At 69.4% G+C, this 15,900-nt stretch carries 17 protein-coding genes; 1 reads left to right on the top strand and 16 read right to left on the bottom strand.

Features of this window, described 5'->3' with window-relative positions:
- Window positions 1–89 precede the first annotated feature (89 nt).
- The 12 genes from ACFW9O_RS01050 to ACFW9O_RS00995 all read right to left on the bottom strand — a co-directional run bounded on the left by ACFW9O_RS01050 (window position 90) and on the right by ACFW9O_RS00995 (window position 12,120).
- Window positions 90–2,918, bottom strand: coding sequence for a DEAD/DEAH box helicase (locus tag ACFW9O_RS01050; protein ID WP_384603651.1), 2,829 nt, complete (start codon window positions 2,916–2,918; stop codon window positions 90–92).
- A gap of 49 nt (window positions 2,919–2,967) precedes the next feature.
- On the bottom strand, window positions 2,968–3,858 hold the full coding sequence (locus ACFW9O_RS01045) for a diacylglycerol kinase (protein ID WP_384603648.1): 891 nt from the start codon (window positions 3,856–3,858) through the stop codon (window positions 2,968–2,970).
- A 42-nt stretch (window positions 3,859–3,900) separates the two neighbouring features.
- Window positions 3,901–4,866 carry a twin-arginine translocase subunit TatC gene (gene tatC / locus ACFW9O_RS01040; protein ID WP_384603645.1) on the bottom strand — a complete coding sequence of 322 codons (966 nt, stop codon included), beginning with the start codon at window positions 4,864–4,866 and terminating at the stop codon, window positions 3,901–3,903.
- 49 nt (window positions 4,867–4,915) lie between these two features.
- On the bottom strand, window positions 4,916–5,209 hold the full coding sequence (tatA, locus tag ACFW9O_RS01035) for a Sec-independent protein translocase subunit TatA (RefSeq protein WP_351180477.1): 294 nt from the start codon (window positions 5,207–5,209) through the stop codon (window positions 4,916–4,918).
- Window positions 5,210–5,427: 218 nt separating this feature from the next.
- Complete coding sequence (locus ACFW9O_RS01030) at window positions 5,428–5,625, bottom strand: hypothetical protein (RefSeq protein ID WP_384603641.1); 198 nt, start codon at window positions 5,623–5,625, stop codon at window positions 5,428–5,430.
- 38 nt (window positions 5,626–5,663) lie between these two features.
- Complete coding sequence (locus ACFW9O_RS01025; RefSeq protein ID WP_383184435.1) at window positions 5,664–5,939, bottom strand: hypothetical protein; 276 nt, start codon at window positions 5,937–5,939, stop codon at window positions 5,664–5,666.
- Window positions 5,940–5,976: 37 nt separating this feature from the next.
- Window positions 5,977–6,933: a WYL domain-containing protein gene (locus ACFW9O_RS01020; protein ID WP_351180469.1), complete on the bottom strand. Its 957-nt coding sequence runs from the start codon at window positions 6,931–6,933 to the stop codon at window positions 5,977–5,979.
- A 14-nt stretch (window positions 6,934–6,947) separates the two neighbouring features.
- Entirely contained in the window at window positions 6,948–7,901 is a 954-nt protein-coding gene (locus tag ACFW9O_RS01015; protein ID WP_351180466.1) for a WYL domain-containing protein, read from the bottom strand.
- 114 nt (window positions 7,902–8,015) lie between these two features.
- Window positions 8,016–8,390, bottom strand: a complete 375-nt coding sequence (locus ACFW9O_RS01010; protein WP_329212789.1) for an FKBP-type peptidyl-prolyl cis-trans isomerase — start codon at window positions 8,388–8,390, stop codon at window positions 8,016–8,018.
- A gap of 43 nt (window positions 8,391–8,433) precedes the next feature.
- Entirely contained in the window at window positions 8,434–9,366 is a 933-nt protein-coding gene (locus tag ACFW9O_RS01005) for an FKBP-type peptidyl-prolyl cis-trans isomerase (RefSeq protein WP_351175740.1), read from the bottom strand.
- A 123-nt stretch (window positions 9,367–9,489) separates the two neighbouring features.
- Window positions 9,490–10,851, bottom strand: coding sequence for a Pup--protein ligase (pafA, locus tag ACFW9O_RS01000; protein WP_351175738.1), 1,362 nt, complete (start codon window positions 10,849–10,851; stop codon window positions 9,490–9,492).
- A 9-nt stretch (window positions 10,852–10,860) separates the two neighbouring features.
- Window positions 10,861–12,120 (bottom strand): MFS transporter, encoded by a 1,260-nt coding sequence (locus ACFW9O_RS00995; RefSeq protein WP_384603636.1) that lies wholly within the window; start codon window positions 12,118–12,120, stop codon window positions 10,861–10,863.
- 130 nt (window positions 12,121–12,250) lie between these two features.
- Between ACFW9O_RS00995 and ACFW9O_RS00990 the strand changes: the two genes are divergently transcribed.
- Entirely contained in the window at window positions 12,251–13,291 is a 1,041-nt protein-coding gene (locus ACFW9O_RS00990; protein ID WP_384603634.1) for a LacI family DNA-binding transcriptional regulator, read from the top strand.
- 63 nt (window positions 13,292–13,354) lie between these two features.
- On the opposite strand, the gene prcA is transcribed toward ACFW9O_RS00990, so the two are convergent.
- The 4 genes from prcA to ACFW9O_RS00970 are packed head-to-tail and all read right to left on the bottom strand — an operon-like array spanning window position 13,355 to window position 15,852.
- Window positions 13,355–14,167, bottom strand: coding sequence for a proteasome subunit alpha (prcA, locus tag ACFW9O_RS00985; RefSeq protein ID WP_384603632.1), 813 nt, complete (start codon window positions 14,165–14,167; stop codon window positions 13,355–13,357).
- 57 nt (window positions 14,168–14,224) lie between these two features.
- Window positions 14,225–15,070, bottom strand: a complete 846-nt coding sequence (prcB, locus tag ACFW9O_RS00980) for a proteasome subunit beta (RefSeq protein ID WP_384603629.1) — start codon at window positions 15,068–15,070, stop codon at window positions 14,225–14,227.
- On the bottom strand, window positions 15,022–15,627 hold the full coding sequence (locus tag ACFW9O_RS00975; protein ID WP_384603627.1) for an endonuclease VII domain-containing protein: 606 nt from the start codon (window positions 15,625–15,627) through the stop codon (window positions 15,022–15,024). Before ACFW9O_RS00975 ends, prcB begins: the two co-directional genes overlap by 49 nt.
- 6 nt (window positions 15,628–15,633) lie before the next feature.
- Window positions 15,634–15,852: a ubiquitin-like protein Pup gene (locus ACFW9O_RS00970; RefSeq protein WP_351175726.1), complete on the bottom strand. Its 219-nt coding sequence runs from the start codon at window positions 15,850–15,852 to the stop codon at window positions 15,634–15,636.
- Window positions 15,853–15,900 lie beyond the last annotated feature (48 nt).

Genomic DNA, 15,900 nt, shown 5'->3' with positions numbered 1-15,900 from the left:
CTGCGGCCACTCCGCTGTTCCGACCCGTCGGGGCCACCCCGACGGAATCACCCCGACGGGATCACCCGCCGGAATCACCCCGTCCGGGATCACCCCACGGAGCTGTACGCCACCACGCCCCGCAGCACCCCGTCGACGGCCTTGTGCGCGTTCTTCGCCACCGAACTCCCGTCCCTGGGTGCGGCGGCCGCGATCTGGCCGAGGACATCGATGACCTGCTTGCACCAGCGCACGAAGTCACCGGCCGGCATCTCCGCCTCCCGCAGCACCTCGTCCAGCGTCCGCCCCGAGGCCCACATGTAGACGGCCCAGGCGAAACCGAGGTCGGGTTCACGCTGGCCGACCCCCTCCGTCTGGCTGATCTTGAAGTCCTCCTCCAGGGCGTCGAGCCTGCCCCAGATACGGACCATCTCACCCATCGCCGCCTTCGCCGGACCGGACGGCAGCTTGGGCGCCACCGCGTCGTCCGCCTGACGCGACTCGTAGACCAGCGCCGACACGCACGCGGCGAGCTCGGCGGGGTTCAGCCCCTCCCAGACGCCTTCGCGCAGGCACTCGCTCGCCAGCAGGTCCAGCTCGCCGTAGAGCCGTGCCAGCCGCCTGCCGTTGTCCGTGACCTCGCTGCCCCGCAGGTAGTCGAGCTCGGTGAGGAGGGCGACGATCCGGTCGAAGGTGCGGGCGATCGTATTCGTCCGCCCCTCGATCCGGTGCTCCAGCTGCCGGGTGTCGCGCTGCAGCCGGTGGTACCGCTCAGCCCACCGGGCGTGGTCCTCACGCTCGTCGCACCCGTGGCACGGGTGCGCGCGCAGCTCGGTACGCAGCCGGGCGATCTCCCGGTCGTCGGCCGCCGCGGCCCGCTCCTTGCGGTGGCGGCCCGGATCGATGTGCCCCGCCTTGCTGCGCAGCGCGGACGCCAGATCACGGCGCGACTGCGGGGAACGCGGGTTGAACGACTTGGGGACCCGCATCCGCTCCAGCGCCTCCACCGGCACCGGGAAGTCGATGTGGGCCAGCCGCTTGACCTGACGCTCGACGGTCAGCACCAGGGGACGCGGTCCGTCGTGGTACTCCAGCCCGCGGTGCCCGTTGGTGCGCCCTCCCGGCAGCCCCGGGTCCAGCACCAGAGCCAGTCCCGCGAACTTGCCGGTCGGCACATGGATGATGTCACCGGGCTTCAGCTTCTCCAGCGACGACGCGGCAGCGGCCCGCCGCTGCGCCGCACCCTGCTTGGCCAGGTCCGTCTCCCGGTCCTTGAGGTCGCGGCGCAGCCGCGCGTACTCCTCGAAGTCCCCGAGATGGCAGGTCATGCCCTCGCGGTAGCCCTCCAGGCCCTCCTCGTTGCGCTGGACCTGCCGGGAGATACCGACGACCGAACGGTCCGCCTGGAACTGCGCGAAGGAGGTCTCCAGCAGCTCGCGCGACCGGTGCCGCCCGAACTGCTGCACGAGGTTCACGGCCATGTTGTACGAGGGCCGGAAGCTGGAACGCAGCGGATACGTGCGCGTACCCGCGAGTCCGGCGAGCGCGCCCGGGTCCATGCCCCGCTGCCACAGGACCACCGCATGGCCCTCGACGTCGATGCCCCGGCGCCCGGCCCGCCCGGTCAGCTGGGTGTACTCGCCGGGAGTGATGTCGGCGTGCTGTTCGCCGTTCCACTTGACGAGCTTCTCCAGCACGACGGAACGCGCCGGCATGTTGATGCCGAGCGCCAGTGTCTCCGTCGCGAAGACCGCCTTGACGAGGCCGCGGACGAAGAGCTCCTCGACGACCTCCTTGAAGGTGGGCAGCATGCCGGCGTGGTGCGCGGCGATGCCCCGCTCCAGGCCTTCGAGCCACTCGTAGTACCCGAGGACATGGAGGTCCTCGGGCGGAATGGACGCGGTCCGCTCCTCGACGATCTCCCGCACCAGACGGCGCTTGTCCTCGTCGTTGAGCCGCAGCCCCGCCTGCAGGCACTGCTGCACGGCCCCCTCGCAGCCGGCCCGGCTGAAGATGAACGTGATGGCGGGCAGCAGGCCCTCGGCGTCGAGCCGGTCGATGACCTCGGGCCTGGCCGGGGTCCAGATCCGGCTGCGCTGACGCCGCTCGCGCTCGCGGTCGGCCTCGCGCACCATCTTGCCCCGGCGGCGCTCACGCGGGTTGTACCCGCGCTGGTTCTCCATGCGAGCAAGCCTGACGAGGTCGGGGTTGACCTCGCGCCGGCCGGTGCCCCGGCCGCCGTGGTCGGTCTCCTCCTCGAAGAGGTCGTACATCCGCCGTCCGGCCATGACGTGCTGCCACAGCGGAACCGGCCGGTGCTCGGAGACGATCACCTGGGTGTCGCCCCGGACGGTGTCCAGCCAGTCGCCGAACTCCTCGGCGTTGGACACGGTCGCCGACAGCGACACCAGAGTCACCGACTCCGGCAGGTGGATGATCACTTCCTCCCACACGGCACCGCGGAAGCGGTCGGAGAGGTAGTGCACCTCGTCCATGACCACATAGCCGAGGCCGGTGAGCGACTGGGAGCCCGCGTACAGCATGTTGCGCAGCACCTCGGTGGTCATGACGACCACGGGTGCGTCCGCGTTGACGCTGTTGTCCCCGGTGAGCAGTCCGACCTTGTCCGCGCCGTAGCGCCTGACCAGGTCGGTGAACTTCTGGTTGGACAGCGCCTTGATCGGCGTCGTGTAGAAGCACTTGCGGCCCTGCTCCAGGGCCAGGTGTACGGCGAATTCGCCGACGATCGTCTTGCCCGACCCCGTGGGGGCCGCGACCAGCACCCCCTTGCCCGCCTCCAGGGCCTGGCAGGCCTCGATCTGGAACGGGTCCAGTCCGAACTCGTACATCTCGCGGAAGGGCCCGAGGGCGGTGGCCTGCTCGGCCGCACGGACCCGGGAAGCCTGGTATCGCTCAGCTGGTGAGAGGTCCTCTGTCATCTTGATACGAGCCTACCCGCCAGGTATGACAGTCAGCCCGATCTTTATTTCACGGTGAGAGGACCCGGACGGCACCGGGTACACAGGTCGCCGTGAGGGGCAGCGCCCCCAGCGGCTCGCCGTCGGCGTACGCGGTGACACCCGCGGCGGCCATCTCGATCGAGGCGACCCGGTGCACCGTGACGGCGGGGTGGCCGAGATGCGTCCCCTTGTACACCTTCGGGAACACCTTGAGCAGGGTGGCCCGGCTGCAGTCCCCGACCACGGTGACGTCGAAGAGCCCGTCGTCCATGACCGCGTCCGCGCAGATCCGCATGCCCCCGCCGTACGTGGACCCGTTGCCGACGGCGATCAGTGTCGCCTCGATCTCGCGCACCGGACCTCCGTCCAGCCGGATCCGGTACGGAATCGGCCGGAAGGCCGCCAGTTCGGCGAGGATCGCCAGGTCGTACTTGAACCGTCCGCCGACCCAGCGCATCCGGTTGCCGCGGTCGTTGACCCGCGAGTCGAACCCGGAGGCGAGCACGGAGCCGAACCAGCGCTCGCCGACCCGGCCGAGGTCGATCTCGCGCTCCGTCCCCGCCTTGAGCGCCTCGGCTGCCAGCCGTCCCGCCGCAGCAGGGTCACGGATCGGCAGCCCGAGCGCGCGGGCGAAGTCGTTGCCGGTGCCGACCGCGACGACGCCCAGCGGTGTTCCGGTCCCGGCGACAGCCTGCAGGGCAAGAGACATCATGCCGTCCCCGCCCACGGCTATCAGTGCGCCGGTCCCGGCGGCCACGGCCTCGCGGGCCCGCCTCAGGGCGTCGTCGGCGTCCTCACCGAGCACGGTCCGCACGGAGAAACCGGCGTCCCGCAACGCGGAAGCGGCCGGCTGCGCGGCACGCGCGCCCCGGCCGCGTCCTGCGGTGGGATTGACGAAGAGGGTGATCTCGCTGGTCACTGGGGTCCCCTTGGACGGAGTCTGGGGGAGGACCCTACAAGATCAGGTGATGTCGTCGTAACCGTTGACGCGGTGAGATCGGGCACCGTCGGAGTCACCACTGGCCTGCTCGGGCAGGGCGGCCCGTGAGGCGGAGACGCCCTCGACCGCGCCGACGTCCTCGGGTGTGAGGTCGAGCTGCGAGGCCTCGTCGTCGTCGAGGTCGGCGTCCGGGTTGCGGCGCCGCCTGCGCTTGTCGTTGAGGAGGGAGAAACCGACCGCGATGAAGTAGAGCACCGCGAGCGGGCCCGCCAGCAGGAGCATCGAGATGGGCTCGCCGCCCGGCGTCGCGATGGCCGCGAACGCGGTGAGTCCGACCAGCATCCCGCGCCACCAGCGCAGCATGCGGGCTCCGGACAGGACCCCGGTCATGTTGAGCAGGATGAGCAGCAGGGGCAGCTCGAAGGCCAGTCCGAAGACGAGCACCATCCGCGTGATCAGGTCGAGGAAGTCGTCGAGGGGCAGCAGGTTCTTCACGTTGTCCGGCGTGAAGCCGAGCATGATCTCCGCGGTCTGCGGAAGGATCATGTACGCGAGGTAGGCGCCGGCGAGGAAGAGCGGAACCCCGGCAGCCACGAAGGCCATCGAGTAGCGCTTCTCCTGCTTGTGCAGGCCCGGGGCGACGAACGCCCACAACTGGTACAGCCAGACAGGTGTGGCCACCAGAACGCCCGCCATCAGGGACACCTTCAGTGCGATGGTGAAGGGCGACAGCAGACCGTTGGTGGTCATCTCCGCACACGGCCGACCGTTGACCATGGTCACGGCGCCGTTCTTGCAGCCGACCGAGTCCAGGATCGGCTTCATCAGGAACTCGAAGATTTCCTTCTGGAAGAACGCTGCCGCGATCACGGCGATCACGATGGCAAGTACCGACTTCAGCAGTCGGTTGCGCAGCTCACGCAGGTGATCGAGGAGGGGCATCCGCCCCTCGTCGTCCTTCTCCTGCTTGCGGGCAGACTTGAGCAACCCACTTCCCTCGTCTCGTGCGGCAGCTGTAGGTGGAGCGTGGCAGCTGTCAGCTCTGGGTGGTGGGCTTGGCCTCGCTGACCGGGCGGGAGCTGGTGACGTCTCCCGGGGCGGCCTGGATCGTCTTGGCGGGGGCCGGCTGCGGGGTGGTGTCCGCGACGGTCTCCGTGGTGTGCGCCGCAGGCTCCGCGTCGTCCTTCTTCATGGCCTTGGCCTCGCTCTTGAGGATGCGGGCCGACTTGCCGAGCGAACGCGCCATGTCAGGAAGCTTCTTGGCACCGAAGAGCAGCAGGATGACAGCGATGATCAGAACGATCTCGAGGGGCTTCAGATTGCCGATCATGTGCGACTTCCTTCTCACTGAGGCGACTGGAGGGTGGGCTCGCTACCCGTTCGACCGGACGTACGTCCGACCTGCGCGCTGGCAGCGATCGTAACCCGCAGGGGTAAACGCGAGGCAATGCCCGTGCATACTCCCGTCGGCGGCCCGCACCTCCCTAGCCTGGGCCGACTCCAGCAGAGTACCCCCCGAACCGGTGAATCCTTAAGGCCGCTCCCCTGCTATCGCAGGGCCTCTCCGGTGTCCGCGAGACCGGTTGCCGCTCGTTCGAGATCCTCCGCCGCTCGGTTGATCCGCTTCGTGGTGGCCGAAACCTGGCGGCCGAGCCGTTGCGCCTCGACGAAGACCTTGACAGCCAGGATTCCGAGCACGGCCAGGCCGAGGAATCCCAGCGCGATGGCGAGCATGGGCCAGAACATGGACGGAGCCTCGATGTCTTCTCGTTACTGCGCGGCGGTCACCGCAGGGCGGTGTGGAGGCGAAGGGTCCGCACTCCGCCGCCGGTGAGGAGTTCGATGATGCGCTCCCCGGCGGGCTTGCGGACGGCCGAGCCGCACTCGGGGCAGGTGAAGGAGTAGAAGGTAGTGCGACGGCTCGCGCCTATCGCGAGGCGCAGGGCACCCGCCGCCAGCTCGAATCTCTCGCGGCAGTCCGGGCAGGCGGCCCGGAACCGTACGGTGGCGGGCACCGGTACCGCTACCGGCCCGGTCTGCCTACTCGATATCGCAGTCATACGGCCTCTGTCTCCTCCGTGTTCCGGTAGCCGCCGCTCAGAGGGCGCCGTCATAGGCGGCGAGTGCTTCCCGGGCCGCCAGCCGCGCACTCTGCGCGAGGTCCTCCGGCGACGTGATGCGCCCTTCTCCGCCCAGCCTCAGGGCGAGCCTGCGCAGCGAGGCCGGGTCGGGGGTGCGGAGGGTGATCCGCAGGCCCCCGTCGGGCAGTTCCTCCGCGCTGTCGTGCGGGTAGTACTCGGCGACCCACCGGCCCCCGGGTCCCACCTCGACGACGACCTCCGGGTCCTCGGCCGCCGGCTGTACCAGTCCCTCCGAAAGATCACGCAGTTCGAGCTCCGGCGGTGCGGCCGGGGCGTCGAGCAGCCGGATCTCGGCGACCCGGTCGAGCCGGAACGTACGCCGCGCCTCGGAGAGCCGGCACCAGCCCTCCATATAGGTGTGGCCGACGGCGAACAGGCGGATCGGGTCCACCTCGCGCTCGGTGAGCTCGTCGCGCGCGGGAGAGTAGTAGCGCAGCCAGAGGCGGCGGCGCTCGGAGATCGCCCGGTCGACCTCGGCGAAGACCCCGCCCTCGGACTCGAAGATCACCGAGAGCCGCGAACTGGCCGCCCCGACCTCTCCGGCCGCCGTCTCCAGCTTCGCGGTCGCGCGCACCAGCGCCTGCCGGTCGCTCTCACGCAGTCCGGGCAGCGTGGCCACCGCGCGGGCCGCGACGAGCAGCGCCGTGGCCTCGTCCGCGGCCAGCCGGAGCGGCTCCGCCACGTCGTCCGGGTTGTGCCACCAGATCCGGTCGCCGTCGGTGTCGATGTCGAGCAGGTCACCGCCGCGGAAGCTGGTCCCGCACATGGGAAGCACGTCGAGGTCGGAGATCAGCTCGTCCTCGGTGATCCCGAAGGCCCTGGCGACGTCCTGGACGTGGGCGCCGGGGCGCTCGCGCAGGTACGTCACCAGGGAGAGCATCCGCCTGGTCTGGTCGATCGCGTTCGTGGCCACGAGTACGGTTCCCCTCAGTCCTTGGCCACGGCGCGCAGCCGGTCCATCACATCGGCCCGCAGATCGGCGGGTTCCCTCACGACGACGTCGGGTCCGAACTCGACGAGCCAGGCGTCCAGTCCGTGTCCGTACGGAATCTCCAACTCGTCCCAGCCGTCGCCGAGTTCCCGTACGGATATTGCGCGGGAGCGCAGCGGGTAGCCGGACCCGGCGCGCAGCCTGATCCGGGCGGTCCTGGTCGCGGTCTCCCCCGCCCAGCTCTCCACGGTCTCGCGCACGGTCACCACATCGGGCACCGGGGCCGTGAAGGCCCCGGCCCGGGAGCGGACCCTGCCTGCGATCCTGGACAGCCGGAAGACCCTCTCGGCGCCCCTGTCCCGGTCCCAGCCGGCCAGGTACCAGTGGCCGCGCCAGCACTCGAGCGTCCAGGGCTCCACCTGGCGCTGCTCGGGGCGGGCGGCGTTGGCCTTGCGGTAGTCGAAGGTGACGGGGCGGCGGTCCCGGCAGGCGAGCATCAGCGGCTCGAAGGCGGCCTCATGGACCGGAATACGGGGTTCGAGGGCGCTGTGCACCTCGTACGCGTCCTCGGCCTCCGGCATGCCCGCCGCGCGCAGCTTCTGCAGGGCGCCGCTGGCGGCCCCGGCCAGCCTTGCCTGCTGCCAGACCTTGGCGGCGAGCCCGAGGGCGGCCGCCTCCTCGGCGTCCAGCGTGATGGGGGGCAGCCGGTTGCTGTCGCGGCGCGCGAGGTAGCCGGTGTCGCCGTCCAGGTTCTCCACGGTCTCGATGACCAGACCGAGTTCGCGCAGATCGTCCTTGTCGCGCTCGAACATCCGGTTGAAGGACTCGTCCGAGCCCGCTTCCATGTAGGCCTCGATGGACCCGCGGAGCTCACGCTTGCTGAGCGGGCGCCGGGTACCCAGCAGACACAGTGCCAGGTTCATCAGCCGTTCGGCCTTGGCAATCGCCATCGACGCCCTTTCTCTACGTGCTACGACCGTCGACCGTACCGCCCCGGGGTGTCCGGACCAAAGCGAGGGCCCGCGCCTTGCGGCGCGGGCCCTCGCTCCTGTAGTCCGGCCGGATCAGACGCCGACCAGGTCACAGACGAAGATGAGCGTCTCGCCGGGCGCGATGGCGCCGCCACCCGCGCCGCGGTCGCCGTAGGCGAGGTTCGCGGGGATGGTCAGCTGGCGACGGCCGCCGACCTTCATGCCCTGCACGCCCTGGTCCCAGCCGGCGATGACCTGACCGGCACCGAGCTGGAACTGCAGCGGAGTACCGCGGTTCCACGAAGCGTCGAACTCCTCGCCGGTGGAGAACGCCACACCCACGTAGTGCACGGAGACGGTCTGGCCCGCCTGGGCCACCTGTCCGTCGCCCTCCCAGATGTCCTTGATCTCCAGGTCGGCCGGCGGCTCGCCACCCGGGAAGTCGATCTCGGGCTTCTCGATGCTCACTGAACTGCTCCTCTAAATGATGAACTGGGCAACCGGGACAGTCTTACATCTTTGTCAGGATGTCCACGGACCACACGAGCGTGGAGTTGGCAGGGATGGTCTGCTGCGCCTCCTTGCCGAAAGCCTGGTCCGGCGGGATGACGAGCAGCACACGACTGCCGACCTTCTTGCCGACCAGCCCGTTCTTCAGACCCTTGACGGTGATCTGGGCCAGCGGGAAGGTCGCGGTCTTGCCCGTGTCGTAGGTGCTGTCGAACTTCTTGGCACCCTTCCACAGGTAGGCCTCGTAGTTCACGACGATGCTGTCGGTCTCCTTGATGACGTCCCCGTCGGACTCCAGGATGTAGTTGGAGACCAGCTTCTTGGGCGGGTTGCCCTTGGGGAACGTGATCTTCGGTGCCTTGCCGTCGGTGTTCGTGCCGACCTTCGGCAGGTCGATGTTGTCCTGGGCGACCGGGGTGCCCTCGGCGGACTTCGGAACCTGCGTCGCCTTCACCACGTCGACGACGAAGACGAGGGTGGCGTTGGGCTTGATGTCTCCCTGGCCCTGCTCGCCGTAGCCGAGGGCCGGCGGGATGACCAGCTGGACGCGGCTGCCGACCTTCTGGCCGACCAGACCCTTGTCCCAGCCCTGGATGACCATGCCCGCACCGAGCGTCAGGTCGAAGGGCTGGCCCTTGTCGAAGCTGTTGTCGAACGGCTTGGTGGAGTCCCACGCCTGCCCGAGGTAGTTGACCTGGATCGCGTCGCCGTTCTTGAGCTTCGCGCCGTCACCCTCACTGATGACTTCGGTCTTCAGCTCCTTGGGCGGATCGCCCTCACCCTTCGCCAGGGTGGGCTTCTCGCCGAATTTCGCTCCCGCGGTGATCGCGGGATTGCCTTCGGACGAGGCGGAGTCGGAGGCCTTGTCGTCGCCGCATGCCGCCGTGGACAGCAGCAGAAGGGGGACGACGAGAAGGCCGGCAAGTCGGCGCACTGGTTCCTCAGATCTCAGACGGCACGTGAATGGGTCCCCGACACTCTAGGCCGAGCGAAGGGCCCCGCACGAGGAACGTACGGGGCCCGGTCGCCTGCGGGGGCGGGAGATCTCCCGTCCGGATCACATACCCGCGATCAGTTTCTCCACCCGCTCGTCGACGGAGCGGAACGGGTCCTTGCACAACACGGTGCGCTGTGCCTGGTCGTTGAGCTTGAGGTGCACCCAGTCGACGGTGAAGTCCCGCCGCTGCTCCTGGGCCCTGCGGATGAAGTCACCTCGCAGCCGTGCCCTGGTCGTCTGCGGGGGCACCGACTTGCCCTCGAAGATCTTCAGGTCGTTGCAGATACGGGCGGTCTGGCCCTTGCGCTCCAGGAGGTAGTAGAGCCCGCGCCGCCGATGGATGTCGTGGTAGGCGAGGTCTATCTGCGCGACCCTCGGGTTCGACATGGTCATGTTGTGCTTGGCCCGGTACCGCTCGATGAGCTTGTACTTCATGACCCAGTCGATCTCGGTGTCGATCCGGTCGAGGTCCTCGGCCTCGATGGCGTCCAGCGTCCGGCCCCACAGCTCGAGGACCTGGTCGACGGTGCCGGTGCGGATGCCACGGCGTTCGACGAAGTCGACGGCCTTCTCGTAGTACTCGCGCTGGACCTCGATGGCCGATGCCTCCCGGCCGCTGGCCAGGCGCACCTTGCGCGCCCCGGTGATGTCGTGGCTGACCTCGCGGATGGCCCGGATCGGGTTCTCCAGGGTCAGGTCGCGCATCACCGTGCCCGCCTCGATCATGCGGAGCACCAGGTCGGTCGCTCCGACCTTGAGCAGCATGGTCGTCTCGGACATGTTGGAGTCACCGACGATGACGTGGAGGCGGCGGTACCGCTCCGCGTCGGCGTGCGGTTCGTCCCTGGTGTTGATGATCGGCCGGGAACGCGTCGTGGCGGAACTGACGCCCTCCCAGATGTGCTCGGCACGCTGGCTGACGCAGTAGACCGCGCCACGCGGGGTCTGCAGCACCTTGCCCGCACCACAGATCAGCTGCCGGGTGACGAGGAACGGAATGAGGATGTCCGCGAGCCGGGAGAATTCTCCGTGCCGGGCCACGAGGTAGTTCTCGTGGCACCCGTAGGAGTTTCCCGCCGAGTCGGTGTTGTTCTTGAAGAGATAGACGTCGCCCGCGATTCCCTCCTCGTGCAGGCGGCGTTCGGCGTCGACGAGCAGGCCTTCGAGAATGCGTTCGCCTGCCTTGTCGTGCGTGACCAGTTCGGTCACGTTGTCGCATTCGGGTGTCGCGTATTCCGGATGCGATCCCACGTCGAGGTAGAGGCGGGCGCCGTTCCGCAGAAAGACATTGCTGCTGCGGCCCCATGACACAACACGGCGGAAGAGGTAGCGCGCCACTTCGTCAGGTGACAGTCGGCGCTGTCCCCTGAACGTGCACGTGACGCCGTACTCGTTCTCCAGCCCGAAAATGCGGCGGTCCATGACTGAACATTACGCCTTACGGCCTGAGCTGAAACCGGGTTCGGCAGCACCGTTTCGATCATTTTCCGATCCGGTCACAACAGCGGGCCCACGCCCGGGAACTGCGAGGACCCTTCCGGTGGCCAGCAGAACCAGCAGCGCGGCCACTCCCCCGGCCCCCGCGACGGCGAAACCCGACGCCGTTCCGCCGAGCTCGACGGCCGGGCCCGCCACGGCCGTTCCGGCCGCGGCGCCCACACCGAACGTCGTCACGAGCCAGGAGAACGCCTCGGTCACCGTGCCCCGCGGTGCGTGCCGGTCGACCACGATGAACGAGCAGGCGATGGCCGGCGCGAGGAAGACTCCCGCGAGCGCGGACAGCGCGGTCATGGCGGGCACCCCGGGGGTCAGCATCAGGGGCAGGTAGCACAGCGCCAGCAGCGCGACGATGCCCCGCAGCCGCCGCTCGGGGGCTCCCGCCCACTGGCGCGCCCCGTAGGCCACGCCACCGATCAGCGCGCCCAGTCCGAGCGCGGCCATCAGCCAGCCGTACACGGACTCCCGGCCGTGGTCGTCGGCGTACGCGACACCCGCCACCGTGATCGAGCCGAGGGCGAGCCCGACGAAGAAGAACGCCCCCAGCAGGGCCAGCAGCCCGCGCGAGCGCAGCGCGCCCAGCCAGTGCGCCTCGCGGGGAGCGGAGCGCCAGGTGCGGGACGGCTCGGAGAGCACCACCCAGAGCGCGCCGAGGACACCCATGGCGTTGATGACCAGCAGCGCGGCGGCCGGTGACCAGAGCGACACCAGGACCGTGACGAGGAGCGGTCCCAGGGTGAACATCACTTCCTGGGCCACCGCGTCCATGGCGTACGCACGGTGGACCCGGTCCTCGCTGCCCAGCACCTTCGGCCACAGGGCCCGCAGGCCGCCCTCCAGCGGCGGTGTGAAGACCCCTGCCACGATCACGGCCGCCACGGCCAGCGGGAGCGAGCCGAGGCCCACCAGGGCCAGCGCTGCCATGCCCAGTGCGGAGAGCACGGCGGCGGGGAACTGGACGCGCGGCTGGCCGTGGAGGTCCACGGCCCTGCCCAGGAGGGGCTGCCCCACGGCCGTGGCCAGGCCGTACGCGGCGGCGAGGCCACCGGCCAGCGTGTAGCTGCCGCCCTCGGCCCGGGTGAACAGGACGATCGCGATGTGGGCCGTGCCGTTCGGCAGCCGCCCCACCAGGGTTCCCGCCAGCAGTCGGGCGGCATGCCGCGCCCGGAGGATGTCCAGATATCCCGCGGCCATGTCCGCCTCTCTCCTTCGATGCTTCGTGCTCCATCGAAGTTTTACGTATAACTTCGAGGTTCATACGTACCATGTGCGCAGTCCGCGAGTCCATCCCACGGCAGCTGGCCGGTCCAGCACGGAGGCACGAGTGAGCAGCGCGCAGCGGCCCGCCCCACCCCGGCCCACCAGCCGCGACGTGGCCCGGGCCGCGGGTGTCTCGCAGGCCACCGTCTCGCTCGTGCTCGGCGGCAAATGGCAGGGGCGGGTGTCCGAGGCGACCGCCGGGCGTGTCCGCGACAGCGCCCGCGACCTCGGCTACCGGCCCAACCTCGCCGCTCGCAGCCTCCGGCTCGGCCGCACCCGCACCGCGCTCCTCGTGGTGCCCGCGCTCACCAACGAGTTCTTCGCCCGGGTCTACACGGGCGCCGCCGCCGTCGCGGCCGAGCACGACTTCGGCGTCGTGCTCTACCCCTCGCCCGATGGCACGGGACCGGCCAGGGACCCGTTCGCGTCGGCCCGCGCGGCACTCGACGGCGTCATCGCCTCCTCCATGGCCGCCGACACCCTGGGTGCGCTCCGCGGCGCGGATCTGCCCCTGGTGATGCTCGACAGCGACCCGGACGAGCACGGCGCGGCGGCACAGGTGAACCTCGACATCGCGGACGGCATGCGCCAGGTGGCGGAGCATCTGCTGGCCCTGGGCCACCGCCGCCTCGTCCACCTCGCCTCCGGCGTGGACACCTGGACCTTCGCGGAGCGGGCCCGTGCCCTGGCGGACGCCGTGCGGGACGTCCCCGGCGCCACCGTCCGCCGCGTGACGTCCCCGCTGGACGTACGGGCCGGGCGTGAGGCCACGGAGGCGGTCCTGGCCGCCCCCGGGCCGTTGCCGACGGCAATCGTCTGCGACGACGACATCCTGGCCGCCGGTGCTTGCAAGGCGGTACGCAGGCGCGGGCTACGGGTGCCGGGCGACATCTCCGTGACCGGCTTCGACGACCTCGCCCTCGCCACGGCGGTGGAACCGGAGCTCACCACGGTGCAGCTCCCGGCCGAACAGGTGGGCGAGCGCGGCATGGCGGCGCTGCTCGCCGTCCTGGACGGCCGGCCCGCGGAGGCGGGCAGCCTCCCCGTGCGCCTGGTAATCCGCGGCTCCACAGCGGCACCTCCCGCCGACGGCGCCCGGATGTGACGGTGCCCCCGGCAGCCGGTCGCGGCTGCCGGGGGCACCGGTACGGATACCTGCCCGAGCGGATTACTCCTGCGTGGACTCGCCGGTGCTGTCACCGGTGCTCTCGCCGGTCGTCCCGTCCGGGGCATCGGCTTCCTCGGTGTCGGACGGGGCGTCCGTCGGGGTCGCTCCCGCACCGTCCGCGTCCAGCAGCCGCGTCAGCTGCCGGCCGACGATCCGCTTGAACTTGCGCTGCTGCGGCCTCGTACGGTCCAGGACCGCGACTTCGAGCCGCTCGGCGGGAATCTCCCGCTCGTTGCCGTTGGCCTCGCGGGACAGCGCCTGCACGGCCAGTTTGAGCGCCTCCGCGAGCGACATCCCGTCACGGTGGCGCTGATCGAGGAAGGTGCTGATCTGCTCGGCGTTACCGCCGACCGCGACCGAGCCGTGCTCGTCCACGATCGAACCGTCGTGCGGGAGCCGGTAGATCTGGTCGCCCTCCGGCCCGGCACCGACCTCGGCGACCACCAGCTCCACCTCGTACGGCTTCTCGGCGGCGCTGGAGAAGATGGTGCCCAGGGTCTGTGCGTAGACGTTGGCCAGCCCACGGGCCGTCACATCGTCGCGGTCGTAGGTGTATCCGCGCAGATCCGCGTAGCGCACACCGCCGATCCGCAGGTTCTCGTACTCGTTGTACTTGCCGGCGGCGGCGAAGCCGATCCGGTCGTAGATCTCGCTGAACTTGTGCAGCGCACGGGACGGGTTCTCGCCGACGAACACAATGCCGTCGGCAAACTGCAGCACAACCAGGCTGCGACCACGGGCGATGCCCTTCCGGGCGTATTCCGCCCGGTCGGCCATGGCCTGCTGGGGTGAGACATAGAACGGCGTCGACACCGGCTATCCGTCCCTTTCTGTCAGTGACGAGTGCATCGGAGAAGCATCAGGGACCGGTCAGAGCAGCGCGGCACGCGGGCCGTCGGGCTGCTCGAGCCGCCGCGCCAGGATCGAGCGCGCGATCTCGGAGGATTCCGCGTCGTTCAGCTTCCGGAAGCCCTCGTCCGTGATGACGGTGACGATCGGGTAGATCCGGCGTGCCACGTCGGGGCCACCGGTCGCCGAGTCGTCGTCTGCCGCGTCGTACAGCGCCTGCACGACCAGAGTGAGTGTCTGCTCCTCCGTCAGGTCCTCGCGGTACAGCTTCTTCATCGACCCGCGGGCGAAGATCGAGCCCGAGCCGGTGGCCGCGTAACCGTGTTCCTCGGAACGCCCGCCGGTGACGTCGTACGAGAAGATCCGGCCCTTCTCGCGGTCGACGTCGTAGCCGGCGAACAGCGGGACGACCGCCAGGCCCTGCATGGCCATCGCCAGATTGCTGCGGATCATCGTGGAGAGCCGGTTCGCCTTGCCCTCCAGGGAGAGTGTGGCGCCCTCGACCTTCTCGAAGTGCTCCAGTTCGAGCTGGAACAGCTTGACCATCTCCACGGCGAGACCTGCCGTGCCGGCGATCCCCACCGCCGAGTACTCGTCGGCCGGGAACACCTTCTCGATGTCCCGTTGCGCGATCATGTTCCCCATGGTCGCCCGCCGGTCACCGGCCAGCACCACACCGCCCGGGAACGAGGCCGCGACGATCGTCGTACCGTGCGGCGCCTCGATGGCTCCCTGCATCGGTGGCAGGGAGCGGTTGCCCGGAAGCATCGAGGGCGACTGGTCGGACAGGAAGTCCATGAACGAGGACGAACCCGGCGTCAGGAAGGCAGCTGGTAGACGCCCGGTGCTACGAGTGTTGGCTTCCACGCGTTTCCCTCCAGGTATGCGATGGCCCTGCGCAAGGAGTCAGGATCATCCCCCAACTTGCCGATGGCCGAATTGCAGTTGAAGCACAGTACGCCTCGGACCCTACCCGTCTCGTGGCAGTGATCCACATGTACGGCGGGAGCAGATAGACAGATCGTGCAGACGCCCGACTGCGACGCGATCATCTCGTCGCGCTGAGCCTCGGTCATGCCGTACTGACGCTTCAGGTGACCTGCTCGTCCCTGAATCGCCTTGCACGCTTTGCAGCGCGTCGCCAAGCCGTCGGGGGCAGTCGAGTTGCGGTGCCACTCGCTGTGTGGCTTGACTTCGCCACACGTCCGACACTCTTTGTGCCCGTGTGGAACGTCCACACGCTCCCGCACCGGCTTACCTAGAGCCTCCCGGCGGCGCCGGTAGTGCGCGGCACCGTAGGCCGCCACGCACTCCCGGCACCGCGGCTGAAGTCCGTCGCGCCGGTTCCTGTCAGACGCGAAGGCGGGGAGTGGCAATTCCCTCTTGCAGCCGGAGCACCACTTCTCCTCGCTCAATTCGGACATCTGCCCCTACTGTCCGCCTTTTTGAACGAAGCTGCGCACGAAATCCTCAGCGTTAGCCTCGAGCACGTCGTCGATCTCGTCGAGGACGTCGTCGACGTCCTCGCCCAGCTTCTCCTGCCGCTCCTTGAGGTCCTCGGACGCCTGCGCTTCCTGCGCCTGCTCCTCGGCCTCCTCGGTGGAACGTGTCGCCTTCTGCTGTCCGCCGCCGGTGTCCTTGGTCGCCATGTAGCTCACCCCGCTCGGTTCGAAGCACTTGATCAGACCCTACCTACG

It is taken from the genome of Streptomyces sp. NPDC059499, assembly GCF_042749285.1.
In the GTDB taxonomy this organism is placed as follows: Bacteria; Actinomycetota; Actinomycetes; order Streptomycetales; family Streptomycetaceae; genus Streptomyces.
This window is presented reverse-complemented; position numbering and strand designations above follow the sequence as displayed.

Coding starts and splice junctions, on each gene's coding strand:
- ACFW9O_RS01050 (WP_384603651.1), bottom strand. CDS start 2,918: ATGACAGAGGACCTCTCACCAGCTGAGCGATACCAGGCTTCCCGGGTC.
- tatA (WP_351180477.1), bottom strand. CDS start 5,209: ATGATCGGCAATCTGAAGCCCCTCGAGATCGTTCTGATCATCGCTGTC.
- ACFW9O_RS01030 (WP_384603641.1), bottom strand. CDS start 5,625: ATGTTCTGGCCCATGCTCGCCATCGCGCTGGGATTCCTCGGCCTGGCC.
- ACFW9O_RS01025 (WP_383184435.1), bottom strand. CDS start 5,939: ATGACTGCGATATCGAGTAGGCAGACCGGGCCGGTAGCGGTACCGGTG.
- ACFW9O_RS01015 (WP_351180466.1), bottom strand. CDS start 7,901: ATGGCGATTGCCAAGGCCGAACGGCTGATGAACCTGGCACTGTGTCTG.
- pafA (WP_351175738.1), bottom strand. CDS start 10,851: ATGGACCGCCGCATTTTCGGGCTGGAGAACGAGTACGGCGTCACGTGC.
- ACFW9O_RS00995 (WP_384603636.1), bottom strand. CDS start 12,120: ATGGCCGCGGGATATCTGGACATCCTCCGGGCGCGGCATGCCGCCCGA.
- ACFW9O_RS00975 (WP_384603627.1), bottom strand. CDS start 15,627: ATGTCCGAATTGAGCGAGGAGAAGTGGTGCTCCGGCTGCAAGAGGGAA.
- ACFW9O_RS00970 (WP_351175726.1), bottom strand. CDS start 15,852: ATGGCGACCAAGGACACCGGCGGCGGACAGCAGAAGGCGACACGTTCC.